Source organism: Methylophaga sp. F7, from assembly GCF_056863975.1.
Map to the genome: position 1 here is coordinate 630,001 of NZ_CM166511.1, position 25,542 is coordinate 655,542.

A 25,542-nucleotide genomic window follows, 5' to 3' on the forward strand; every position below is an offset into this window, starting at 1 on the left:
AGACGAGATAGAAGGCGTGAGTACTCACACAAATTACTTGATACTGAACAGACAGAGATCTGGGTCTGTAGCTCAGTTGGTTAGAGCGCACCCCTGATAAGGGTGAGGTCGGAAGTTCAAATCTTCCCAGACCCACCACTTTTCCGCATTTTGCCCGATTTAATTACCTCATTGGCTAGCGTCAACTTCGGCAATGAAATCGACCAAGCTGCGAAAAAGCCCTTTTGGGGGTAAAAGTGGAACCGAGAAAGCCGAAAGGGGCTATAGCTCAGCTGGGAGAGCGCCTGCCTTGCACGCAGGAGGTCCGCGGTTCGATCCCGCGTAGCTCCACCAACCTTTTTAAACGCGAAACCAATCTCTGTCTGGTGAATTGATACTTCATAGTGAACTTATAGTTAAGTTGATTATAAAGTGTTTAATACACTGCTCTTTAACAAAACGGGAAGTAAAGTAAACAAGGCGCATTATTGTGTTGTCGTGAGACACGGCAATAATGCACGTAAAGAAACTTATGTAGCAAATACATATAGCCCAATTTATTTCGGGTTATATGGTCAAGTGAATAAGCGCACATGGTGGATGCCTTGGCGATAAGAGGCGATGAAGGACGTAGTAATCTGCGAAAAGCGTAGGGGAGCTGATAAACGAGCTTTGAGCCTACGATCTCCGAATGGGGCAACCCACATACTTTAGGGTATGTATCATTAACTGAATACATAGGTTAATGAGGCGAACCCGGCGAACTGAAACATCTAAGTAGCCGGAGGAAAAGAAATCAACCGAGATTTCCCTAGTAGCGGCGAGCGAACGGGAAACAGCCTGCAAGTAATATTTAACGTTTTAGTGGAACAAGCTGGAAAGCTTAGCGATACAGGGTGATAGCCCCGTACACGAAAAGGCGTTAAAGGTACTAAGCTTGCGACAAGTAGGGCGGGGCACGAGAAACCTTGTCTGAACATGGGGGGACCATCCTCCAAGGCTAAATACTCCTTATCGACCGATAGTGAACTAGTACCGTGAGGGAAAGGCGAAAAGAACCCCGTTTAGGGGAGTGAAATAGAACCTGAAACCGTGTGCGTACAAGCAGTAGGAGCAGACTTGTTCTGTGACTGCGTACCTTTTGTATAATGGGTCAGCGACTTAATTTATGTAGCGAGCTTAACCGAATAGGGGAGGCGAAGGGAAACCGAGTCTTAATAGGGCGACTAGTTGCATGGATTAGACCCGAAACCTGGCGATCTATCCATGGTCAGGCTGAAGGTTGGGTAACACTAACTGGAGGGCCGAACCCACGTATGTTGAAAAATGCGGGGATGAACTGTGGATCGGAGTGAAAGGCTAATCAAGCCAGGAGATAGCTGGTTCTCCTCGAAAGCTATTTAGGTAGCGCCTCATGTATCACTCTTGGGGGTAGAGCACTGTTTGGGCTAGGGGGTCATCCCGACTTACCAACCCCATGCAAACTCCGAATACCGAGAAGTGCAATCATGGGAGACACACGGCGGGTGATAACGTCCGTCGTGGAAAGGGAAACAACCCAGACCATCAGCTAAGGTCCCAAAATTATGGCTCAGTGGAAAACGAGGTGGGAAGGCACAGACAGCTAGGAGGTTGGCTTAGAAGCAGCCACCCTTTAAAGAAAGCGTAATAGCTCACTAGTCGAGTCGGCCTGCGCGGAAGATGTACCGGGGCTTAAGCCATATACCGAAGCTATGGATGCCGTACTTTGTACGGCATGGTAGAGGAGCGTTGTGTAAGTCTGTGAAGGTGAGTTGAGAAGCTTGCTGGAGATATCACAAGTGCGAATGCTGACATGAGTAACGATAAAGGGGGTGAGAGGCCCCCTCGCCGAAAATCCAAGGTTTCCTGCTCAACGCTAATCGGAGCAGGGTGAGTCGGTCCCTAAGGCGAGGCAGAAATGCGTAGTCGATGGAAAACAGGTTAATATTCCTGTACCGGTTGTTACTGCGATGGGATGACGGAGAAGGTTAGGTTAGCCAACTGTTGGATATGTTGGTTTAAGTGTGTAGGCGTGCTTTATAGGAAAATCCGTAGAGCTAAGCTGAGGCATGATGACGAGTCTCAATGGAGACGAAGTAACTGATACCAGGCTTCCAGGAAAAGTCTCTAAGCTTCAGGTAACAAACGACCGTACCCCAAACCGACACAGGTGGATGGGATGAGAATTCTAAGGCGCTTGAGAGAACTCGGGTGAAGGAACTAGGCAAAATAGCACCGTAACTTCGGGAGAAGGTGTGCCCTTGTTAGGTGAAGCGACTTGCTCGTGGAGCTGAAGAGGGTTGCAGTGAACTGGTGGCTGCGACTGTTTATTAAAAACACAGCACTCTGCAAACACGAAAGTGGACGTATAGGGTGTGACGCCTGCCCGGTGCCGGAAGGTTAATTGATGGGGTTATTCTTCGGAAGAAGCTCTTGATCGAAGCCCCGGTAAACGGCGGCCGTAACTATAACGGTCCTAAGGTAGCGAAATTCCTTGTCGGGTAAGTTCCGACCTGCACGAATGGCGTAACGATGGCCACACTGTCTCCACCCGAGACTCAGTGAAATTGAAATTGCGGTTAAGATGCCGTATACCCGCGGCTAGACGGAAAGACCCCGTGAACCTTTACTACAGCTTTGCACTGAACTTTGAACCTACTTGTGTAGGATAGCTGGGAGACATTGAAGCGAGGACGCCAGTTCTTGTGGAGTCAACCTTGAAATACCAGCCTGGTATGTTTGGAGTTCTAACCTCGGTCCCTTATCGGGACTAGGGACAGTGTATGGTGGGTAGTTTGACTGGGGCGGTCTCCTCCCAAAGAGTAACGGAGGAGCACGAAGGTACACTAAGTATGGTCGGACATCATACGGTTAGTGCAATGGCAAAAGTGTGCTTGACTGCGAGACAGACACGTCGAGCAGGTACGAAAGTAGGTCATAGTGATCCGGTGGTTCTGAATGGAAGGGCCATCGCTCAACGGATAAAAGGTACTCCGGGGATAACAGGCTGATACCGCCCAAGAGTTCACATCGACGGCGGTGTTTGGCACCTCGATGTCGGCTCATCACATCCTGGGGCTGTAGCCGGTCCCAAGGGTATGGCTGTTCGCCATTTAAAGTGGTACGCGAGCTGGGTTTAGAACGTCGTGAGACAGTTCGGTCCCTATCTGCCGTGGGCGTTGGAAATTTGAGAGGAGCTGCTCCTAGTACGAGAGGACCGGAGTGGACGTACCCCTGGTGTTCGGGTTGTCATGCCAATGGCATTGCCCGGTAGCTATGTACGGACGGGATAACCGCTGAAAGCATCTAAGCGGGAAGCCCCCCTCAAGATTAGATTTCCCCGAGCTTTAAGCTCCTGAAGGGCCGTAGAAGACCACTACGTTGATAGGTTGGGTGTGGAAGTGCAGTAATGTATGAAGCTAACCAATACTAATTGCCCGTGAGGCTTGACCATATAACCCCAAGTAAGTTGGGTGCGCATAAGCGAGAAAACCTTTACTTCCCGAATTAGCTTGCCTGTAAAGTAAGCACCAAGTTATGCCTGGCGGCCATAGCGAGTTGGCACCACCTGTTCCCATCCCGAACACAGAAGTGAAACAGCTCAGCGCCGATGATAGTGTGGGAGTTCCCATGTGAAAGTAGGTCACTGCCAGGCTTTAATACAAAAAAAGAGCCCATCCAATCGGATGGGCTCTTTTTTTGGCTTGAAGGTTTGCATTATCCTGCCTGAGCATGTGACTCCCCATGTGACATTATCGCCGGGACAAGCCAGGTTCCAGACATGGCTTTGCATACACTCCATCCATGGAGATAAGCGATAATGGACGCCGCCAGGCGTCCGAAGGGCTGAGTCCATGGCTGGGCTCAGTCAAAGTAGGTCAAAGCACAAAACTACTTCTTCAGGTGGCCTTTTTTATTATCTGTAGTTGAGACAATGTGACCTACTTGAACGGAGTAGTCAGTTTTTGCTCCTGCAAAACCGACAGATATTACTTCCCTGTAAATAACAAAAACGCCAGGACAGGAAATGCTCCCAGCATTGCTTCTGCATACACTCCATCCAGGGAGATAAGCGTTTTTGCATGAGCGAAGCGAGCCCGAAGGGGGCAGCCACAGGGCGGTGGTTGATAAAGTAGGTCACCGATAACTGCTCCTGCGTTATCGGCATACATCACATCCCTGTGAATAACTGCCAGGCTTTAATACAAAAAATACCCGGTTCTCCTCATAGAGGCCCGGGTATTTTTTTGTCTAGCCAGATTGTAATCATTGCACATGAGTCTGAGCACAAAGCAGGTGACATAATCGCCAGCAGCGACAAAGGATGCCGATAGGTGCTCGAAGAGCGAGATGCAGGGATGCACTTCATCAGAGTAGGTCGACATAACCACCAAGCTTCTCGGTTGGTATAAGTCATTCATGGACACGCAGATGTATGAAAGTGGGGCCCCCTAAATTAGGTCACTGTTGATTGTATCCTGACAAGATGAAAGGCAGTTATTTTAGGCGAGCCCTTTTATATTCAAAAGAATGTATCGTGACTTCAAATAGTTAAATAGAAATCGCTTCAATATTAGATCTAATCATTAGTAATAATGGTTCAACCATATTTAAATTAATATTTTTTATCTTTATTGTGTCCTGGAGCGTTTTCGCTGTTTCCCGGACCGGCTGGGTCATGGCCTGGTGGCATGTGTCCATGCTTATAGTGCCCACATCCCGACAACATACCAAAAATTAAAATGAGTCCTGCTGATAGCCATTTATGAAAATTCAAAATGGAATTCCTTAAAGTAAATTATTAAATACAAATATGCACTACGCTAACTTGGAGTAGGTACATCGCTTTCACTCACCTCTTCTGAGGTCAGTTTTTCTCTTGCAAATCTTTTATCATCGTTATCAGCCTTAACTTCGGGCTGTGATTTGATGGTATCAGAATGAACAAAGTTTAATTGTGTAAACAAAGCAAAATGATCAGAGCCAAAATGGGATAAACGACGGATATCATAAAGCGTAAAATGCGCACTATGAAATAAATGATCTAACGGCCAACGCATAAACCAATAATCAGCATGAAAGGTATTAAACATACCTCTACCAATGCGTGGATCTAATAATTTACTGATTTTGCGGAATAACCTGGTTGTGTTGGACCAGGCGACGTCATTGAGATCACCGGTAACGATTATTGGTAATTCAGCGTCTGCTAAGCTTTTGGCAACCATAATTAGCTCGGCATCACGCTTAGAAGACTCTTCATTTTCTGTCGGACTGGGTGGAGCCGGATGCAGAAAATGTACACGAATATTTTGGCCTGATGGCAAGGTTAACAATGTGTGCATTGATGGAATATCATCTTGCACCAGAAACTCAGTTGTCGACTCCGATAACAGGTATCTAGAATAGACATGCATACCATACAAGTTTTCCTGAGGACAGCTCATTCGATAAGGATAATCATCTTCAATTGGTTTGAGTTGGGTTTCCCACCATTGGTCTGTTTCTAGGGTAACTAAAATATCTGGATTATTATTCTGTATTAATTCAATCAGCTTCTCCGCTTTTCTGTTAGTCATCAGAACATTTGCAGTCATGATTTTTATACTGTTTTCAGAGTCCAGAGTAGAAGCCTCACATACTTCTTGTGAATAAAACTTAGTGTAAGGCAGTATCCACCATAACTGAAAAGCAATAACAAATAATGTGGGTAAGAGCAGTAACCAGAAACATAGATTTGCATAATCCATGAAGAGGATTTCGCCAATCAACAATAGAATCGCGGATACAAAATATTGCATTCGCGGAAAATCATGTACACGAACCCACCATATTTCTTTACTTGATAAACTAAGTAAAGAAACACAAAGCAACAAAATAACCAGAGGGGCAAATAAATATATCGGGTTCAAAAGGATTTTAGAATCAGTATAGAAAGAAATGAGACGTTAACATAAAAGTGCTTTTGCAGCAGTCACAATATTTTCACTTGTATTGAAGATATTGCACTGCGTTACCATCAATAACCGTATTTCATTCTATATGGTTAAAGAGTAAAGACATGAAGTTTTCAGACATTTTTTTTGAGAAATGCCCAGCTTATTGACTAAAACGTTGGCAGATAAAAATTGATCGTATTACCAATAGCTGATACTGATGGTTAGTCCTCAACTTTCTGATAAGAATTAAAGTGGTGGCAGGCGCATATCCATAATACGACGCTTTATCCCCTCATTTTTAATCCCTTATACAAAACGTAAAACATCATCTACATGAGCATGCTAAAGGGAAAGAAGCCCATAATGTAGGCGGTTTGAAACGCCACCTAGCCACCTACCATCAGTAATACTGCAATAACAAGAACAAGACCTTTGGATAAAGCCCAGAATATGCGTAGTCGTACGGGGAGATAATCACCGTAAATGATGATATCAATAACTAATGAGCCGGAATCCTATGAAGTTACAAAAAATGTCACGACAAACATTGTGGCTATCCCAGATACCAGTGTACTGAAAGGCAATTTATTAAATTGCTGTTAATCTTTTGTTGAGGCCAAGCATACTGTAATTAGCTAAATGATCGTCTATCATAGCCAAAGGCCTCAACAAAATAGTGACGGTTTATCGCCCACCCTGCGGGTATAGGCTCAGGTTTTTCTACTGAGCGGCGACCTGATTTACTTGACCTATACTTATAGTTTACATATCGCTGTGGTTAATCGACCATTATCACTGTTTATTAGAGATTTTCATGGAAGCAGAACTTCGAGAAATACGCGACCACCTGAGTTTACATCCCCCATTTGATAAATTGCTGGATGACTTGTTAGATGATGTTGTGGGCAATATTGAGATTACCTATTTTAAGGCAGGCTCGATGATCCTCAACAGGGGGCAGTCTATCGATGCACTCTCATATATTCGCAGCGGCGCTGTCGAGACCTATCACTATAATGGTGAGCTCTATAACCGTTTGGAAGAAGGGGATATTTTTGGTCAATTTGGTCTTTTGCGACAAGGTAAGGTCCGCTTTCCAGTAAAGGCCATAGAGGATACCTTGCTTTATCAAATCCCCAAGACTATTTTTGATCGCCTATGTGACAATGATAGCTTTGCTGATTTCGTTGAGCTCTCTGGTTCACGCTTAAAAAGCACGATAGACGAGAGCCTGCGTGAAAATGACATGATGACGACGCGGGTACGAAAGTTGATCAGTCGTTTGCCCCTGATGGTGGAAATCACAGTGTCGATTCAGGAGGCTGCTCGCCTGATGACAGAAAATGTGGTTTCTTCAGTACTTTTAATTGAGCCCGCAGATGAGGAAGATAGTGATGGTGTCTTTAGAGGTGATGATGGTGGACTCTGGCGGCTGAAAGGCATGGTTACCGATGAAGATTTAAGGTCTCAGGTTGTTGCTGCCGGAGTTCAAACGGATAGGCCAGTAGGTCAACTTAGTGATGGCCGCTTAATTACTATTCAGTCTGATGAATCGGTCAACGAAGCCATGTTGATGATGTTGCGTAATCATATTCAGCGGTTACCAGTGCTGCATCGACGTCGCCCGGTTGGTGTTTTGCATCTGTCTGATATCGTTCGTTACGAAACCAATAGTAGCCTGTATTTGGCCAGTAATATTTTTAGCCGGAACTCTGTGCGTGATTTGTCACGGTTGATTCCAGAAATACGCGCCGCTTTCATACGCCTGGTAGATGATGGATCTAACGCAAAGATGATTGGCGACGCAATGTCCAGTATCGGCCGTAGCCTGATGCGGCGTTTGATCGAGCTGGCTGAAGATGAGTTAGGACCAGCGCCTATACCTTATTGCTTTATGGTGCATGGTTCTCTGGCTCGCCACGAGCAATCAGTAATAACGGATCAGGATAATGCGCTTGTATTGCATGATAGTTTCGATCCGGAGCATCACGATGAATACTTTAAAATGTTGGCGAAAAAAGTCAGCGATGGTTTGGATGCCTGTGGCTACGAATACTGTAAAGGCGGGATTATGGCCACCAATGAGCAATGGCGGCAACCCCTCGCGCAATGGCGACGCTATTTCGATGAGTGGATTGCCGATCCCGATCCTCAACGGCTTTTACACAGCTGTATTTTTTTCGACCTGGATGCTGTGTATGGTGAAGAATATTTAGTGGAAAACCTGCAAGATATGATTGCAACCAAAGCGCGTTATAATCCACGTTTTTTGGGTGCAATGGCACGTAATGCCTCGAATCGAAGACCACCTTTGGGTTTCTTTCGTACCTTTGTAATGGAAACCGATGGTCGTCAGCACAAGGTAATTAATATCAAGGGTCGAGGTTTGGCTCCTATAACGGATGTGATTCGTGTGCATGCGTTAGCGGTTGGCTCGAAAGCTCAGAACAGCGCTGAACGTTTGCGGGATATTGAGCAGGCAAACATTTTACCTGCTGGCCAGGTCGATAAACTACAGTATGCGCTGGAGTTTATTGCTTTAGTGCGCATGCGTCATCAAGCGTTTGAACTACGAAATGATCAGGCGATAGACAACGCTATTGAACCAGAAAATATTGACACAGCAGAGCGTCACAATTTGAAAGAGGCTTTCCAGGTGGTCAATAATGCACAGAATTTTCTTCCTTATCGTTACCCATACTCGGCATAGTGAATGTTTAAAAAACGATCGCAACAGAGTGTGATTGATGAGTGGCAGCGTTATCAAGCGCAGCAGGCGATAGCCTGTGCGAATCCTATACTACAACGCTTTTATCAAATGCCGTTGACGGATCCCGAGGTGCCGCTGTCAGAAGTGTCGTTTATGGCTCTGGATTTTGAAACAACTGGATTAGACCCACGATACAACGAAATAGTCAGCTTTGGTCTAGTGCCTTTTACCTTGCGAAGTATTCGACCATCAGATGGTTATTATCAGGTGGTGAAGCCGAAGTGTAACCTGTCTGAAGAGTCTATTGCCTTTCATCGTATTACTCACTCTCAGGTGGCCACTGCACCGCCGTTAGAACAGGTGTTAGATGAGCTACTGGAAAGATTGAGTGGTTGTATAGTGGTTGTTCATTACCAACACATAGAGCGACCTTTTCTGGACTTGGCCTGCCATAAATTATGGGGAGAACATTGTTTATTCCCATTAATTGATACCATGGCAATCGAAGCGCGTTGGGAGCGCAGAGGTTGGAAAAACCAGTTGAAAGAAAGGTTGGGTATACAGCCTGTGTCAATTCGACTCGATGATAGCCGTCAGCGGTATGGTTTGCCAACATATTCAGCTCACCATGCCAAGGTAGATGCCATGGCCACGGCTGAGCTGTTTTTAGCTCAGGTGGCCAGGCATTACTCTCCCACAACGGCCATTGGTCAATTGTGGGAGTGAATTGTTCAGGCTACCTGGGCTCGGTCATTAAACCGCGAACAATGGCATAACAACCTACCAGTAAGACGATTGTGAAAGGAAGGCCTGCAGAGATGGATGCCGCTTGCAGTGCAGCGAGTCCACCACCCAGCAACAAGGCGACAGCAATAGCGCCTTCGATAACGCCCCAGAATACGCGCTGCGGTTTAGGTGCGTCGATTTTGCCACCGGCGGTAATGGTATCGATAACCAAAGAGCCAGAGTCTGAAGATGTGATAAAGAACACAATGACCAAGATTATGCCGATAAACGACGTGATTTCAGTGAGAGGAAGCTGTTCCAGCATCACAAAAAGTTTTAGCGGCAGATCTGCTGAAACAACACCGTCAAAGCCAGATTGCAGTTGCGTGATCGCATTTGTGCCGAATGCGGTCATCCAGAAAACCGAGACAAGAGATGGAATCAACATTACAGAGATTAAAAAATCACGCACTGTACGACCACGGCTCACTCTGGCAATAAACATGCCCACAAAAGGGGACCAGCTGATCCACCATGCCCAGTAAAATGTCGTCCAACCTTGGCTAAAGTTAGCATCTTCGCGACCAAAGGGATTCGACAATGCAGGAAGTTCAGTTAAATAGCTGCTTAAGTTAGAAAAAAAGTTTGAAAATATAAGTAAGGTGGGACCAACAAAAACCACAAACATGAGCAGTACAAATGCCAGTACCATGTTAATTTCTGATAGCCGTTTTACACCTTTGTCGACACCAGCCAAAATTGAGACAATGGCGATTGCGGTGATGGCTGCGATTAGTAGAACCAGTACTACGTTTCCATCGCCTACGCCAAACAGATGATCTAACCCTGAGGCCGCTTGTTGCGCACCAAGCCCCAATGAGGTTGCCAGACCGAAGAGTGTGGCAAATACCGCCAAAATATCGATAAGGTGACCAGGCCAGCCCCAAATTCTCTCTCCTAATATAGGGTAGAAGATAGAACGGACCGTGAGTGGTAAGCCTTTATTGAATGAAAAAATCGCCAGTGACAGCGCCACAATGGCATAAATAGCCCAAGGGTGCAGACCCCAGTGAAAAATAGTAGCGGCCATGCCCAGTTTTCTTGCAGCCTCAGGGTCGCCGGCTGCGCCACCGAGTGGTGCCCAATCGGTTCTCAGACCATCAGTGCCCACGCTGGTTCCACCAAAAGCGCTGTTATAGTGAGACAGCGGCTCCGATACACCGTAGAAAACTAGTCCAATACCCATGCCAGCTGCAAACAGCATAGAAAACCAAGAAAGCCGAGAAAAGTCTGGCTTGGCTTCAACCCCGCCGATGCGAATACGACCCAATGGTGAAATAATCAAGCCCAGGCATAAGACAACGAATATGTTGGCAGACAACAGGAAAAACCATGTCATGTGCGTATTGATCCAGTTTTTACTAGCCTCAAAGATCGTAGTGGATTGTTCGGGTAAGGCTAGCGACAGGAAGACAAAAGCCAACACAACAATTGCCGAGAAGATAAAAACGACACCATGAAGATCAACAGTGATTCCGAAATGTTTGGCTCGGTAGTTATCTTGTCCAATCTGATAATCGGTATCGATCAAATTGGTAGCGCCATTGGGTGCGCGTACACCTGCTGATTCAGGTTCAGCGGAGTTATCGGATTGACTACTCACGTTGCTATCCTTTTATTTAAGAGTTTTTGTATAAGTGTAAGCACACTACAAGAATTCAGCACCGCCTGTTGGCGATCCTCATTAAGAAATTGGGGTTTAGAAGTAATAGCCAAAATTGATCAGGAAGCGGGTCTGCCACTCGTCGTCGGTGTTGGCACCGAGGCGATCGCCGAAGGCTGCATCACCACCGACAAACTCGTTGCCGTTGGAAAAGCCAACTTCGTTGTAGATATACCAACCACCGCGAGCCAGAGCCACACCGGCAACGATCATTTCACTGTCGTTGAATCCGCTCTGATCTTTCACGATAGAACTGTATTCCAGATAAGGCAGAACGTAGTCCAGCCAAGAAATGTTATTGGTAGGTTGGTAATAGCTTAAAGAAACAGCAGGTATCCACCCTTTGGCAGCCGCTGTACTTGGGAAGTCATAGGCACCAAATTGCACCAGATCATCTGTACCCAGTGCCTGGTCAACGTCGACATCGAATTCGTAGCGTGTCAGTTGTGTAGCCAACTTAAGGTTGCCCCATTGATTGACCATATGTACCGAGGCGGCGTAGTGGTTACCGTCGGATTGTACCCCGCGGCTCTTGAGTTCACCTGCTTGAAGCGAGAAACCTAGGTCGGTTGAGCTGTCATCACTGCTGTTAAACGAATAGATCCCCCGAACATTGATTTGATTGCGTTCTTCATAACCATTACCGGATTCATCGACGACATCATATGAATAGCGGGCGCTATCACGACTGGCACCGGCATAATGGCCTTCGTCACTGGAGTAATAGGCCACATCCCACGCCCACTTACCGTGTTGCGTACTGTATTTAATCCCTAGGTCCATATCATCCGACAGGCCAAGGTAGTAGTGTTGGTCAAATAACCAAGCCTGTGAGATACCATATGCACCGGGACCGAAGGGCACACGATTAACGCCCAGTTGAATCTGACTATGGTCGTCCGGGCTGTAACCCACCCAACCAGTATGCAAGAAATTATAGCCATCATACCAACGATACTCGATTTTAGCCGAGTAAGGTCCGTTGTTATAATCTAAATTTGCACGCAGCGTATCTAGGCCAACATTACCTTCATCTTCCCAGGCTCGACCAGGAGCACCGCTATCATTGGCGGTGTAATCACCTACTGTGTACAAGGCACGAATAGCACCGCCCACTGTCCAATTGCCTATCTTAATGGGCGCATCAGCATCGGTGAGCTTGGCATTAGTTTCCGCCAAATTTTTATTTTCGGTTTGAATGCTTTCAAGTTCAGCATTGACCGAGTTTAATTCGGCTTCTAGCTGTTGAATACGCTCTTTGAGTTCTGCCTCGCTAGCAGCAAAAGCGGCTCCAGAAGTGAAAAGAAGAAAACTCAAAAAGGGGATATGAGCCCATTTTTTTAGTGATGAGATTGAATTTAATTCTTCCCGAACAGGGGGACGGCAGGTAAGTAAGGTCATCTATCGAATTCTTATCTATTGTGGCTAATGATGGATTGCACGCTTGCTTTAAACAGCTGTGAATTCACATCAACTCTACAGTAGCGACCTTGAACTGTGCAAACTGTTGCAGATTTATAAGATCACAATCCTCGTGTCATCATCCCTGTCAAAAAAGAGTCGCTTTACCCTCTTGTCGTCGTCATCACTTGATGTACGGTTTGAAACAAGAGCCTTCGCAGGACAAGACCTGAGGCAGCCTGTTGTATTTCTTGCTAGAGTCAGCGGCCAGAATTTGCCCCATTTAAAATTGGAGCATCGGACTTTTTGAACATGATCAATTTCTAAACAGATAATGTCTTATTGGACAAAGTCTCTTTTAAACCTTAGTTTGGTGTCAAAGTGTCAAAGAAAAGCTAAAGATGGTGTAATCCCCCCATTAATAACCGCAATTAAAAGTAGAGGGTTAAGCTGGACTCAGCAACTACCTTGGCGGTACGCGACCAATTGCTGAGTTTGGCCGTTCATTATTGTATGTCCAAAGCCATTGTGTGGCGAGCAGCTGTGCCTGTTCAACAGACTCAAATAAATGTAATTCAAGCCATTCGTGACGTACGGTTCGGTTAAAGCGTTCGACGTAAGCATTCTGTGTTGGCTTACCCGGCTGGATATACATCAGGGTGATCTTCTGGTTATTTGCCCAATCAATCAGCACCTGACTGATGTTTTCCGGACCATTATCACATCGTATTGCAGCAGGCTTACCACGCCACTCCATGACCTGTTCTAATGACCGAATAACTCGCTGGCTCGGCATAGAAAAGTCCACATCAATACACAAGCCTTCGCGGTTATAGTCATCAATGACGTTGAATGTACGAAACTTACGACCGTTATCCAGTGCGTCAGACATAAAATCCATCGACCATACCTGGTTCATGCCAGTCGGAACGCTCAGTGCATCAGGTTTATCCCGTTTAATCCGCCGCCGGGGCTTAATGCGTAAGTTCAGTTCTAACTCACGGTATAAGCGATAAACACGTTTATGGTTCCAGCTAAATTTTTTAACATTACGTAAATGATCGAAACACAAACCAAAGCCCCAGCGTTTATTAGCAGTGGTTAAACGTAATAGCCAATCAGCAATAACGGCATTTTCGTTGGATAGCTTGGCTTGGTGGCGATAACAGGTTTCACTGATCCCGAAGATCTCACAGGCAAGGCGAATACTAAGGCCGAGTTTGGCGACGACCTGCTGCGCCATCTCTTTACGCAGAGATGGCTTTACCACTTTCCCTCAAGTGCCTCCTGGCGGATCTGCGATTTCAAGCATTCCTCAGCATACATTTTCTTCAAACGGCGATTTTCATCTTCAAGCTCTTTGAGGCGCTTTATCATTGCGGTGTCCATGCCGCCATACTTCGCTCGCCATTTGTAAAAGGTGGCACTACTGATGCTGTGCTCTCGACAAAGATCTTGAACACTTATCCCTGCTTCGTTTTGTTTGAGGATCGCCATGATCTGGCTATCTGTAAATTTTGATGTCTTCATGCAGAATCTCCTGCGCTTTAGTTTACGAGAAAATTCTACTTTTGAACTCAATTATTTATTGGGGGGATTACAATGGAATTTAATTTTACTTTGATTCTCAATGACAGAGCAGGAGATAAAGTCATGTATTCAACTATTATGGTTCCGGTAGATCTGGAACATGCCGCCACCATGGAAAAAGCAATCAGAACCGCTGCTGATATTGGTAAGCTATACCACTCTAAAGTCATACTAGTTGGGGTAGTAAGCTCCGCCCCGAGCAGCGTTGCTCACAATCCGGAGGAGTTCGCACAGAAACTGGATCAGTTCACCCAGTCACACACTGAACAATGTGGTTATCCGATGGAGTCAAAAGCCGTGACTTGCAATGATCCAGTGGCAGAACTGGATCGGGCGCTGGAAAAAGTCGGTAATGAAGTCGGTGCTGACCTGGTAGTCATGGCATCACATGTTCCGGGTTTCATGAATCATCTGTTCCATGCCAATGCCAGCCATCTGGCAGAGCATGAGCATATTTCGGTATTCATCGTTCGCTGAATAATGGGTGTCTGCCACCTTAATATATCCTCCATCTTCACCAGCACGCGAGGCAGCACCAGAGTCATTTCTGGGATAATCACTGATAACGTAATTAGCACGCATAGCACCACCAATTTTCATTGACCACTGAAACTTCTGCTTGTTCTGCACTTTGTTCGGCCTTTTGACAGCTCTAAGCTGCTTTGAATTGCTGCTGAAGCGCTTCTACTTGCTTTGTAATGCCGAGAGAGGTTTCAGCTCTGGTTTGTATTCAGCGGCAGGAACAGTATAAAGCTAGCGAAAGAAGATGCTTTTTTTGCAGGCATATTAATTCCTTATTCCCTCGGTAATGACAATTAATGAATTTGTGCGAGGCATAAGAACTAACAGAGCAGTTAATTAGAAGATTTTCAAAGTCTGGTGCAAGCTTTTGTTGTTAAAAAGGAAGATGCTTTTGCTGCAGCAAGCAGTTCGTGCGAGCAAGATAACGACGCTTTGATAAGGCGTTTATTAGGACGCAGAGATGTTGCCGTTTGGTTAATCTTGGTCGGCTAAGCAGTTCATTGTCTGGCTGCTGAATTAACAATGATAGAACTTCTATGCCACCCAATGTCATGGCACGAATCTCCCAGCCGAGGCGGCCGGTTAATGTCATACCAAGCTGATACCCTTCTTGCATCAATTGCATCGTATATTGATAAAGAGGGCGCAGAACTACAGACAATTTTCTTGTATCTCCGGCAAGCAGTTGTGAATCATCAATGCCTGCGGCTTCAAGACGATCTTGCGGTAAATAGATACGATTTTTCTCCAGATAATCCTGCTCGATATCCTGGAAAAAATTGATCAACTGTAACGCTGTGCAGATGCAATCTGATTGATGCAACTGTGAGTCGGTAAGACTGTTATTGAGATGTAATACCAAACGGCCTACCGGATTAGCTGAATAACGACAATATTCAAGCACCTCTGCCAAATTCGCATATCGTTTCACGCTGACATCCTGTCGAAAAGCTTTCAGCAGATCTGCAAATAGTAAAACAGGCAAGTCATGCTGCTGAATGCTATCAGCCAGCGCTATCCAAAGCGGGGCAACAGTGGTCAGATTTTGGTTTGCTATTGCTTGAAGTTCTCGATGGAATTCATCCAGCTGTTGCAGTCTTGTCGTTGCCGTCGCATCCCCTTCGTCAGCAATATCATCGGCTTGTCTTGCAAAGGTATAGATTGCCGCTACCGGCAATCGCAGTTTTTTTGGCAATAGAAGTGAGGCAACAGGGAAATTTTCGTAGTGACCGCGCGCGAATTGTTGGCAATAGTGGTAGGCGGCTTGAACTTGTCGATCAGTCGGCATCGTTTTTGTCTTGCACCTGGCGTGGCTGCTGCTCGAGAGGAGGTAAGTCAGTGATCTGACTCTTGGTACTGATACCCATCTCGATGAACTTGCGCGCGCCCGGCAATACCTGACGCTCAAGTGAGCCGACAGCACTATTGAAATGATTGACGCTTTGGCCAAGACTGTTACCCAGCTTGCTTAAATGATTACCAAAAGTAGCCAATCGTTTATAAAGTGTTTCGCCAAGTTCGCGAATGATTTCAGCATTTTCTGCCAATGCCTGTTGTTTCCAGCCATAGGAAACGGCTCGTAATAAGGCAATGAAGTTGGTGGGGGTGGCCAGAATAATATTCTGACTCATACTGTCTTCCAATAGGGCAGGATCCACTTCCAATGCTGCCGAGAGGAATTGTTCGCCAGGAATAAATAACACGACAAATTCGGGAGACTGAGAATATTCCGCCCAGTAATTTTTGCGGGACAGTTCTTTAATCCTGCCGCGAATGATTTGAGCGTGACGCTTTAATTCCAGTTTACGGGTCATATCATCTTTGGCCTGGATAGCCGATAAATAAGCATCCAGCGGTGTTTTAGCATCGACAATGATTTCGCGTTTTTCCGGTAGGCGAACAATCATATCGGGCCGGATACTACCTGTTTCAGTGGTAGTATGTGTCTGCTCGTAAAAATCACAATGTGCCACCATTCCACTAAGCTCTGCCAGACGTTTTAGGGTCATTTCTCCCCATTGGCCGCGGACTTCTGGGCGGCGTAGTGCCTGCACCAGATTTTGAGTTTCCTGCTGCAACTGTTGTTGACTCAGGTTCATTTGGGTAATGGTTGTATTCAGGCTGCCGTAAGCCTCTTTGCGATCCTTTTCAATTTCCTGAATTTGCTTGCTGGTCTGCTGCAATGCTTCATTGATTGGTTTAAGCATTTGCTCAATGGCTTTTTCTTTCGACCCCAAATCCGCTTTAGCTTCACTTTGGAAACGTTTCAGATTTTCTTCAGCCAGTCGCAAAAAGCTGGTGTTATTTCGTGTTAACGCTTCATTGGAAAGTTGATTAAAAGTATTGGCTAATTGCTCACGGGTTTGAGATAGAAGCTCGTCCATTTGCCGTTTGTTTTTTTGCTCCAGCTGTAATGTCAGATCCAGCTCAGCATTGTTTTTTTCCAGTGTGCGAATTTTGCCACTGCGAATAAACAGACCGATAACAATGCCCAGCAAAATACCAACCAACAAAACGATCAATAAGTCCTGGTGTTGCAAAAAAAACTCGGGACTTAAATCCATTGTAAAATCTCATGTGGATGATTAATCAGACAGTCTGCCTGCCAGGACTCCGGCTCATCAGTTTCGGAAATATAACCATATAAAGCGACGACGGAACGCATTTGGGCATTATGTGCTGCCTGAATATCACGTTCTGCATCACCAATATAAATACAATCCACAGGCTTGGCATCCAGCAGCTCACAGGCATGTAACATTGGCGCTGGATGCGGCTTGCTATAGGGTGTGGTATCGGCGCTAACAATGCACGCGGCAGAATCGGTTAATTGCAATGCTTCCATGAGTGGCATTGTCAGGAAGGACGGTTTGTTGGTAACCACTCCCCAACGAATCTCATTGGCTGCAAGACCATCAAGTACTTGTTGCATGCCGATAAATAAAGCGGATTCGCGGGCGATATTTTCTGCATAAAGACTTAAAAATCGCTGTTGTAGGGCCGGATAAACAGGATCTTCTTTTTCAATGCCAAATCCCAGTTTTAATAGACCGGCACTACCATGGCTGGCCACAGGACGAATTCGTGCATGATCCAGCGGCTGATGACCTTCTTGTTCTAATAAGGTATTTAATGCATAGCCCAGATCAGGTGCCGTATCGACCAATGTGCCATCCAAATCAAACAGCACGACATTAAAGGGAGAAATAAACATCAGATCCGTCGACAATGTACAAGATAATTAACATCAACATCTCTGCTGAGTTTATAACGACGTGTCAGCGGATTGTAGCTGATACCGGTGATGTCATATACATGCAAACCAGCCTCGCGACAACAACGTGCCAGTTCCGCCGGTCGAATAAAACGTGCGTAATCGTGGGTGCCTTTGGGCAGCATTTTGGCAATATATTCAGCACCGACAATCGCTAATAGATAGGCTTTTGGATTGCGATTCAAGGTGGAGAAAAACACATCACCACCCGGTTTTGCCATTGTCGCACAGGCATTAATAATCGCCTGTGGATCGGGCACATGTTCCAGCATTTCCATACAGGTTACGACATCAAATTCATCCGGATGTTTTTCCGCCATGGCTTCAGCGGTCGTCAGTTCGTATTTGATTTTCAGGCCAGCTTCCAGCGCATGCAGTTTAGCGACATTGAGTGGCATTTCGCCCATATCAATGCCAAAAGTTTCAGCACCGCTTTTGACCAAGGCTTCAGTGAGAATACCACCGCCACAACCTACATCTACTGCCTTGGTATTCTTCAACTGAGCTCTTTCATTAATAAACGCGAGCCGCAGCGGATTAATTTCATGCAGCGGTTTGGATTGTCCTTCCGGATCCCACCAGCTCGATGCCAGTGCATCGAATTTAGCGACTTCTGCTGGATCGACGTTATGTTTTGTCATGAGACAGACCTTATTTTTTTTGCCCATTGTTGGGCCTGGGCAGAGACATGTTGTGCATTTAATGTGGTGAGCTGGCGTTGTTTTAATAATTGTTTTCCAGCTACCCAGACATCAGAAACTTTATCGCGCCCAGTGGCATAAACCAATTGTGACGGTAGATCATAAAAAGGTTGTGTTTCTATGTCGCTGAGATCGATAGCGATAATATCAGCGGCTTTACCTATTTCAAGTGAACCGGTGACGGAATCAATGCCAAGGGATTTAGCAGCATTAATGGTGGCCATCTGTAATGCCTGATATGCAGGCACCACACTGGGATCACCTGCCACACCTTTTGCTAACATCGCGGCCTGACGCATTTCGGCAAACATATCCAGATCGTTATTAGATGCCGCGCCATCAGTACCGATGCTGACATTGACACCACGCTTGATGAGCTCGGCGATTGGAGAAAATCCACTGGCAAGTTTCATATTAGATTCTGGACAATGCACAATGTGAACACCCGCTTCGGCGCACCAGTCCATTTCTTCTTCCGTCAACTGCGTCATATGTACCGCAATCAAACGTGGGGAAAGCAGGCCTAAATCTTTTAACCTTGCCAATGGACGTTTACCATACTGGGCCACACTGTCTGATACCTCAGCAGCGGTCTCATGAATATGCATCTGGATTGGCAAATCCAGTTCTTCGGCATTAATGATAATGGCTTGCAGGGTTTGGTCTGAAACCGTGTAAGGGGCATGTGGTGCATAGTTGGTGGTTATACGCGGATGGTGCCGATACTTATCATGTAGGGCCTGGCCTTTATGTAAGTACTCATTTACATCTTTTGCCCAGTTTGTGGGAAACTCAAGAACAACCATTCCGAGGCTGGCACGGATACCGCTGCTATCAACCACCCGGGCAGTTGCTTCGGGAAAGAAGTACATATCACTGAAACAGGTGGTACCACCACGAATCATTTCGGCGATAGCCAGAGCAGAACCGGATTCTACAAAAGCATCACCAACAAATTGTTGCTCAGCGGGCCAGATATGATTATTTAGCCAGGTCATCAGAGGTAGATCATCAGCTAAACCGCGGAATAATGTCATAGCGGTATGGCCATGATTGTTAATTAATCCCGGCATCACGCAATGTTCAGCCATATCTTGTGTCTGAGTAGCTTGATAAAGCTGTTCCGCCTGATTTTGCGGTAATAGCGCTACAATATTGCCCTCATTGATAACAATAGAATGATTTTCGAGAATGAGTTGTTCTGCCGTCATCGGCAGACACCAGCGGGCATTAATGATCAGATCGACGTTTTTCATAGCGTTCGATTATAACCGCCATCGGCAGGAGAACACAGTGCAAAGCACCAGTGAAATGATTCAACCCATCAAATGGCAAGACCAACAGCTGCATTTGCTGGATCAGCGTTTACTTCCAACACAGCAACTCTGGCTAAAATACGAACATGCAAGTGAGGTGAGTGATGCTATACGTGAAATGGTGGTGAGAGGCGCACCGGCAATTGGCATAACAGCAGCTTATGCCGTGGTTTTAGCTGCCCGGGATGCTTGGAATAAGGCGGGTGTATACTGGAAGCAGGCAATGTATGAGCCTCTGGCCAAACTCGCAGCATCGCGTCCTACAGCGGTAAATCTGTCATGGGCAATCGAACAAATGACAGCGATTTATCTCAACTTGCCCGAAACCTATTCTCCAGAAACTGCCTTATTGGAAGCCGCTCTCCGCATTCATCAGCAGGATATTGCGGCCAACCAAACCATGGGGAAACTGGGAGCGGATTTGATTGCTCCCGACAGTATGGTATTAACCCATTGTAATGCTGGTGCATTGGCGACTGGCGGAGTGGGGACTGCATTAGGTGTAATAAGTCAGGGGTATTCAGATGGCAAAATAAAACACGTCTATGTGGATGAAACTCGTCCTTGGTTGCAAGGTGCGCGCTTAACTGCCTGGGAATTAATGCAGGGCAAAATTCCCGCGACTTTGCAGGCAGATGACACTGCGGCTTCATTAATGGCTTCTGGTAATATCCATTGGGTTATTGTTGGTGCAGATCGAATTGCTGCCAATGGGGATGTGGCGAATAAAATCGGTACATACTCATTAGCCGTATTAGCAAAATACCACCAGGTAAAATTTATGGTAGTCGCACCGTTATCAACTATTGATTGGCAAATTGAAACCGGAAAACAAATCGAAATCGAGCAACGGCCATCAAGGGAAGTGACTCATATTGCCAACCAGCAAATTGCGCCGGATGGGGTGAAGGTGTCGAATCCGGCCTTTGATGTCACACCGGCAGAGCTGATAAACGCTATTGTCACCGAAGCAGGCGTTGTGTTGTCACCCTCAACGACTACAATGAAAAACCTTCATAAGCATAATTAAGGAGCAGGATATGTCACAAACCGCACTTGTCACCGGTAGCAACCGAGGTATCGGGTTTGAGTTATGCCGGCAATTAAAAGAACGTGGCTTTGATGTGATTGCGACCTGTCGCCATCGCTCTCCAGCTTTAGCTGAACTGGATGTAGAGATTATTGAAGATGTAGAAGTCAGCGACCCTATAAGTCTTAAAGCGCTTTCCGAAAAACTTGGCGATCGTAAGATCGACTGGTTGATTAACAATGCCGGTATCGCGGCAGGTCTCGGGCTTAATGATATCGACTCCAATGCCATTGATAGTTTTAAAAGCATGTTTGAAGTCAACAGTCTTGGTCCTTTGTTAACCACTCAGGCGTTAGTTGAGCATATGTCCCAGGGTAGCAAGGTAGGCATAATTACCAGCCGTATGGGATCTATCGCCGATAATGACTCCGGTGGTAGTTATGCGTATCGCATGTCCAAAGCTGCTGTTAATGCTGCAGGCAAATCGTTATCTATTGATTTGAAACCCAAAGGTATTGCGGTGGCTATATTGCATCCGGGCTGGGTCAGAACTGATATGACCGGACATGGTGGTCTGATTGATGCGGATGAATCAGCAAAAGGCTTGCTGGATCGGATGGCAGAGTTGAATATTGATAATAGCGGTACTTTCTGGCATATGAATGGTGAAGTGTTGCCTTGGTAAACTACCCATCGCTTTCACAACAGCAGCAAAAAGCCTTGCCGGACCTGCAAAAGCCGCCAAGTAGAATACCTGCCCAGTTTAGCGATAGTAGTCATCAACTCTGGTTTTGTGAAACCGTCGATGGACCGATGGTTTTGAAGCTGTGTGATCATGCCAATATCGAGCAGTCGGCTTTCTGGCAAAAAATGAATAGCCTGTTTGCCATCAATTTTCCGACATCATTGGGGAATATTGCAGAAGTTTATCAACGTATTTCCACTATTAGTCCTTTGGTCATCCCGTCACTGATTAATTCGATGGCAGCGGAATTCGTGCTGGCTCGTTGGTTACCTGGTGAAGATGTGGATCCATCTTCCGTAACAGCGTTGACGATTAAATCATTGGCTAACCATATCGGTTTGATGCATCAGCAGCAGCATCCACGATGGGGGAGTCTGCAACAGCCAGAATATACAGCAGAAGATTGGCCGCGGCGTCTGAAAATAACCTTGCAGCAACAATCTGATTCAATTGAACAAACTGTTTTACAACAGGCCTTGAAGCAGGCCGAACTACTATGTGAAAACACATTTGTGCCCATCATGCCCGATTTACGGTGGGATCAGTTTTTGATGCAGCAAGATAAGCTTTCTGCACTGGTTGATCTGGATGCGATTGTCTATGGTCCAAGAACGTTAGAATTTGTTTTGCTCGAATATTTGCTGGATCAATCACAGGCAGAACAGTTTGCTGCTGAATATCAGAATTATCAGGTCATCCCAGATCTGACGAATGTTCGGTTGCCTTATCGATTATTACTATTTTTGATGAATGTTTTAGGTGAGACAGATTTGAATTCCTGGCTCAACCATCCCGAACGGTTTAGTTAAGCCGTTCGAGTCTGGTGTTGGGCTGCTAATAACTTACGCCATTTGAAATACCCCGCCATAGCGAGAAACAGATAAATACTGAACATCACGATAGTGGCGTAAAAGCCGGTTAATGCATAAAGCACAATGGCTGAGCTGTTGATAACTTGCCAATATAACCAGTTTTCCAATACTTTACGTGCCATCAATAACGTATTCATCACCGAAAACACCATCACAAATGCATCCAGATAGGGATATTGAGTAGCATGAGCCGATAGGTAATAGCCAAACACTAAACTGAGAAATCCACCAGTGGCAATAAAGATCAGATGATATTGCCATGGCCAGCTGTGAATATTCAGTTCTGCGGTCTGATTTTCATGACGATGCCAGAGAATAAAGCCATAGATCGCCATACCAATGTAATACAGGTTTAGCAGGGCCTGCATTGGCAACTGGTTTTCCCAAAACAGGATGGTGTAAATAATGGTACTGATAAACGCTAATGGCCAGCACCATTGTGATTCTCGGGCAGCAAACAGGATATAGCCAATTCCCAGCAGAGCGGCAAATACTTCCCAGCCACTCATTGACGCCAGCCCAGCTAGCGTAATATTCCACCAGCCTGATTCAGACATTAGTCTTTGACTTGATGACGATCGTTACCGATCAGTTTTAATACAAAAACGCTATGCGGCATCTGGGCAAACACCGCTTCAATTTCACTGTCCATCGCATCCATCACATCACGATACTCGCCAAAAATCTGCGTGCTCAATGTATTACGGTGCACGATCAATTTTGGATTGTTTTCCAACTTGGCAATAAACGCCAGAATTGGTTTAACAAATTGCTCTGTCAGCGGATAAAGGCTGATATCTACAGAAATTCGCATGATAGTTTCCTTAAGAAAGGAGGGGCACTAAAGCACCTCAGTTAAATTAGTAGTCGTAAGATACAGTCATACCGAAAGTACGGGGATCAGCATATTGGGTATAAACTCGATCTTCATAGCCAGCTGATGGATCGATACCAAAGAAAAAGCCGCGAGTGTAATAGTCTTTATCAAACAGATTGCGACCCCACAGGGTAAATGTCCAGTTTTGCTGCTGGTACTGCAAACTTGCATTGGTAATGGCGTAAGAACTGGATTTCGCATTATGGCTGTTGGAGTAATAGAACTCATCCTTGCCCTCAACATTGGCGCGAAGATTCCATTGTGGGGTCAGATAGACTTCACTGCCAATACTAAATGTGTAGGCAGGAGCATGAGCTTGCCTCCTGCCCTGAATATTTAATCCAGACTCATCCAGTTCAGGGTTGTCATATTCGTCAAATGTCGCATGCAACAGACCTACTGCCGCAAAGGTTCTTAAGCGTTCATTGATCAACCAATCAACACTTGCTTCAATCCCCATATTGCGGCCTTTCGCTGCATTATCCTGATAATCAATAAAACGGGTACCACCACTGTCGCGTGGCACACCTACAGAGGTTTTTACCTGGGCATCTTTTCGCAAACCATAAAATGCCGTGATATCGGTCACCAAGCTTCCATTCAGCCATAGTGATTTCATACCGGCTTCAAGGTTCCATAAATATTCATTATTGAATTTGCGTAAGCCTGGCGCCAGATCTGCTTCCGTGTTAACCCCCCCAGCTTTGTAGCCACGGGATAATGATGTGTATAAAAGGTGTTGTGGACGGAACTGATAATTCAAACCGACTTTCCCCCGAATAACACATCGCTGTCATCCAGATCCAATCCTTGCGAATCGTCATAATCAGCGTCCCAATGTTCAGCACGTAAGCCAGTTATCAGGGTCAGTTTTTCCGTTAAAGCGGTATCTAATTGCCCAAAAATGGCACTGTTAGATGTTTCATAAGTGTTATTTAGAGGGTAGACATCAGGTGTATCGTTATCGAAGTATTTGCGCTTGAGATCTTGGCGTTGATCGGCCAGATAAATACCTACTGACCAATCAGTTGTATCAGCAAAAATACGACCCTCTTCATTGGAAAGGGCTCTGAATTCTATAGAGTAGTTTTCCCGTTCGCGTTTGTACTGATCAAAACCACTGTAAGGAAATAAACTGGGATCAAACTGACCTTTATACGACCAGTCATCATCATAGCTATATTCCAAATCAGATTTGGAATAGGTCAAAGTAGATTGTAATTGCACTTTACTGCTTGCTCGCCAGTCGGATTTGAGTGCAAATGCATTGGTATGCTGTTTGTCATTGCCAGGCTCATCTGAAAGACTGTTACGGCTGTTATCAAGCGTGAATGCGTCGTAACCATTGTCGATATTTAAATGCAGCAAATTCAGATCAATGGTCAGGTCATTATTGACCAGCCATTTCAAATGTCCGCGGGCAGTCATTTCATCCTGATTTTGCGTATTGTCACGACCTAGAAAATCATTATCCATGTAGCCATCTGAACGATGGGTATGCACAGCTATTCGCCCCAGTAAAGTGTCTTTAATTAATGGACCGCCTACTGCTACACCGACACTTCGGGTATCGTAATTGCCTACGGTTGACTGAAAATTCATATCCAGATCATTGGTGGCCTGTTTGCTTTGCATATTGATAACACCGGCTAATGCATTGGCTCCATACAACGTACCCTGAGGTCCACGTAATACTTCTACTTTCTCAATATCAAATAGTGTGGCTGCGCCGCCACTGCGACTAAAATCGATACCATCAATATAAAGTCCTACCGATGGGTTTAGGGGAGCAAGAAACTCACTGCGTTCACCAATACCACGGATCTGAAAAAACTGACCACGGGAAGCGCCGCTGGAAAGATTTACATTGGGTGCAAGATTGAGAACATCTTCAATGTGCTGGGCACCACGTGATTCAATGATTTCCTCATCGAATGTTGTCAGACTGACGGGAATATCCTGGGCTTCTGCAGGACGAAAATCTGCACTGACCAGCATGGACGGTAAATCAGTGCTATCGGTCTCGGTTTGTGCAACTGCGCCGGGAGAAAATAATGCGCTGGTGACTGCGATGGAAAGCAGGGTGAGTTTCATGACTATCCTTTTTAAATTCTTA

General features: G+C 45.7%; 19 protein-coding genes, 2 tRNA genes and 2 rRNA genes. 10 read left to right on the forward strand and 13 right to left on the reverse strand.

Features of this window, described 5'->3' with window-relative positions; translation table 11 throughout:
• Positions 1-61: 61 nt before the first annotated feature.
• From AC08OG_RS03260 to rrf, 4 genes are all read left to right on the forward strand, one after another.
• A tRNA-Ile gene (locus tag AC08OG_RS03260) sits at positions 62-138 on the forward strand.
• 119 nt (positions 139-257) lie between these two features.
• Positions 258-333: transfer RNA gene (locus AC08OG_RS03265), tRNA-Ala, on the forward strand.
• A 219-nt stretch (positions 334-552) separates the two neighbouring features.
• A 23S ribosomal RNA gene (locus AC08OG_RS03270) occupies positions 553-3,454 on the forward strand.
• 86 nt (positions 3,455-3,540) lie between these two features.
• Positions 3,541-3,655: ribosomal RNA gene (gene rrf / locus AC08OG_RS03275) — 5S ribosomal RNA — on the forward strand.
• A gap of 1,168 nt (positions 3,656-4,823) precedes the next feature.
• On the opposite strand, the gene AC08OG_RS03280 is transcribed toward rrf, so the two are convergent.
• Positions 4,824-5,771, reverse strand: coding sequence for an endonuclease/exonuclease/phosphatase family protein (locus AC08OG_RS03280; RefSeq protein ID WP_482930036.1), 948 nt, complete (start codon positions 5,769-5,771; stop codon positions 4,824-4,826).
• A gap of 982 nt (positions 5,772-6,753) precedes the next feature.
• On the opposite strand from AC08OG_RS03280, the gene AC08OG_RS03285 reads away from it, so the two are divergent.
• On the forward strand, positions 6,754-8,649 hold the full coding sequence (locus AC08OG_RS03285; RefSeq protein WP_292357731.1) for a DUF294 nucleotidyltransferase-like domain-containing protein: 1,896 nt from the start codon (positions 6,754-6,756) through the stop codon (positions 8,647-8,649).
• Positions 8,650-8,652: 3 nt separating this feature from the next.
• Positions 8,653-9,375, forward strand: a complete 723-nt coding sequence (locus AC08OG_RS03290) for a 3'-5' exonuclease (protein WP_292357733.1) — start codon at positions 8,653-8,655, stop codon at positions 9,373-9,375.
• A gap of 10 nt (positions 9,376-9,385) precedes the next feature.
• Here AC08OG_RS03290 and AC08OG_RS03295 read toward each other — a convergent pair whose 3' ends face one another.
• The 3 genes from AC08OG_RS03295 to AC08OG_RS03305 all read right to left on the reverse strand — a co-directional run bounded on the left by AC08OG_RS03295 (position 9,386) and on the right by AC08OG_RS03305 (position 14,029).
• Positions 9,386-11,038 carry a BCCT family transporter gene (locus tag AC08OG_RS03295; RefSeq protein WP_292357735.1) on the reverse strand — a complete coding sequence of 551 codons (1,653 nt, stop codon included), beginning with the start codon at positions 11,036-11,038 and terminating at the stop codon, positions 9,386-9,388.
• A 96-nt stretch (positions 11,039-11,134) separates the two neighbouring features.
• Positions 11,135-12,499 carry a coiled-coil domain-containing protein gene (locus tag AC08OG_RS03300; RefSeq protein ID WP_292357737.1) on the reverse strand — a complete coding sequence of 455 codons (1,365 nt, stop codon included), beginning with the start codon at positions 12,497-12,499 and terminating at the stop codon, positions 11,135-11,137.
• 463 nt (positions 12,500-12,962) lie between these two features.
• Positions 12,963-14,029 (reverse strand): IS3 family transposase gene (locus AC08OG_RS03305; RefSeq protein ID WP_292357739.1). Its coding sequence is split into 2 segments (ribosomal slippage): positions 12,963-13,774 and positions 13,774-14,029, totalling 1,068 coding nucleotides; the frame shifts between segments, so codons are not numbered across the junction.
• 123 nt (positions 14,030-14,152) lie between these two features.
• On the opposite strand from AC08OG_RS03305, the gene AC08OG_RS03310 reads away from it, so the two are divergent.
• Entirely contained in the window at positions 14,153-14,566 is a 414-nt protein-coding gene (locus AC08OG_RS03310; RefSeq protein WP_292404086.1) for a universal stress protein, read from the forward strand.
• A gap of 418 nt (positions 14,567-14,984) precedes the next feature.
• On the opposite strand, the gene hpnC is transcribed toward AC08OG_RS03310, so the two are convergent.
• From hpnC to AC08OG_RS03335, 5 genes are read right to left on the reverse strand one after another with little or no spacing between them, the layout of a single operon-like run.
• Positions 14,985-15,899: a squalene synthase HpnC gene (hpnC, locus tag AC08OG_RS03315; protein ID WP_292357743.1), complete on the reverse strand. Its 915-nt coding sequence runs from the start codon at positions 15,897-15,899 to the stop codon at positions 14,985-14,987.
• A complete protein-coding gene (locus tag AC08OG_RS03320) occupies positions 15,889-17,175 on the reverse strand; it encodes a DNA recombination protein RmuC (protein ID WP_292357745.1) in 1,287 nt (428 codons plus the stop codon). Before AC08OG_RS03320 ends, hpnC begins: the two co-directional genes overlap by 11 nt.
• Positions 17,166-17,825, reverse strand: a complete 660-nt coding sequence (locus AC08OG_RS03325) for an HAD family hydrolase (protein ID WP_292357747.1) — start codon at positions 17,823-17,825, stop codon at positions 17,166-17,168. Before AC08OG_RS03325 ends, AC08OG_RS03320 begins: the two co-directional genes overlap by 10 nt.
• A complete protein-coding gene (gene ubiG, locus AC08OG_RS03330; protein ID WP_292357749.1) occupies positions 17,825-18,526 on the reverse strand; it encodes a bifunctional 2-polyprenyl-6-hydroxyphenol methylase/3-demethylubiquinol 3-O-methyltransferase UbiG in 702 nt (233 codons plus the stop codon). Before ubiG ends, AC08OG_RS03325 begins: the two co-directional genes overlap by 1 nt.
• Entirely contained in the window at positions 18,523-19,842 is a 1,320-nt protein-coding gene (locus tag AC08OG_RS03335) for a TRZ/ATZ family hydrolase (RefSeq protein WP_292357750.1), read from the reverse strand. Before AC08OG_RS03335 ends, ubiG begins: the two co-directional genes overlap by 4 nt.
• A gap of 37 nt (positions 19,843-19,879) precedes the next feature.
• Between AC08OG_RS03335 and mtnA the strand changes: the two genes are divergently transcribed.
• From mtnA to AC08OG_RS03350, 3 genes are read left to right on the forward strand one after another with little or no spacing between them, the layout of a single operon-like run.
• Positions 19,880-20,932, forward strand: a complete 1,053-nt coding sequence (gene mtnA / locus AC08OG_RS03340; RefSeq protein WP_318988454.1) for an S-methyl-5-thioribose-1-phosphate isomerase — start codon at positions 19,880-19,882, stop codon at positions 20,930-20,932.
• A gap of 10 nt (positions 20,933-20,942) precedes the next feature.
• Positions 20,943-21,617 (forward strand): SDR family oxidoreductase, encoded by a 675-nt coding sequence (locus AC08OG_RS03345; RefSeq protein WP_292357754.1) that lies wholly within the window; start codon positions 20,943-20,945, stop codon positions 21,615-21,617.
• On the forward strand, positions 21,611-22,486 hold the full coding sequence (locus tag AC08OG_RS03350) for a phosphotransferase (RefSeq protein WP_292357756.1): 876 nt from the start codon (positions 21,611-21,613) through the stop codon (positions 22,484-22,486). Before AC08OG_RS03345 ends, AC08OG_RS03350 begins: the two co-directional genes overlap by 7 nt.
• Here the strand turns inward: AC08OG_RS03350 and pnuC are convergent.
• From pnuC to AC08OG_RS03370, 4 genes are read right to left on the reverse strand one after another with little or no spacing between them, the layout of a single operon-like run.
• Positions 22,483-23,106, reverse strand: a complete 624-nt coding sequence (gene pnuC / locus AC08OG_RS03355; RefSeq protein WP_292357758.1) for a nicotinamide riboside transporter PnuC — start codon at positions 23,104-23,106, stop codon at positions 22,483-22,485. The genes AC08OG_RS03350 and pnuC overlap by 4 nt on opposite strands.
• The gene (locus AC08OG_RS03360) at positions 23,106-23,363 is read right to left on the reverse strand and encodes a YkoF family thiamine/hydroxymethylpyrimidine-binding protein (RefSeq protein ID WP_292357760.1); all 258 of its coding nucleotides are present in this window, start codon (positions 23,361-23,363) and stop codon (positions 23,106-23,108) included. Before AC08OG_RS03360 ends, pnuC begins: the two co-directional genes overlap by 1 nt.
• A 46-nt stretch (positions 23,364-23,409) precedes the next feature.
• On the reverse strand, positions 23,410-24,189 hold the full coding sequence (locus AC08OG_RS03365) for a hypothetical protein (protein WP_482930037.1): 780 nt from the start codon (positions 24,187-24,189) through the stop codon (positions 23,410-23,412).
• Complete coding sequence (locus AC08OG_RS03370; RefSeq protein WP_482930038.1) at positions 24,186-25,520, reverse strand: TonB-dependent receptor; 1,335 nt, start codon at positions 25,518-25,520, stop codon at positions 24,186-24,188. Before AC08OG_RS03370 ends, AC08OG_RS03365 begins: the two co-directional genes overlap by 4 nt.
• Positions 25,521-25,542: the final 22 nt, after the last annotated feature.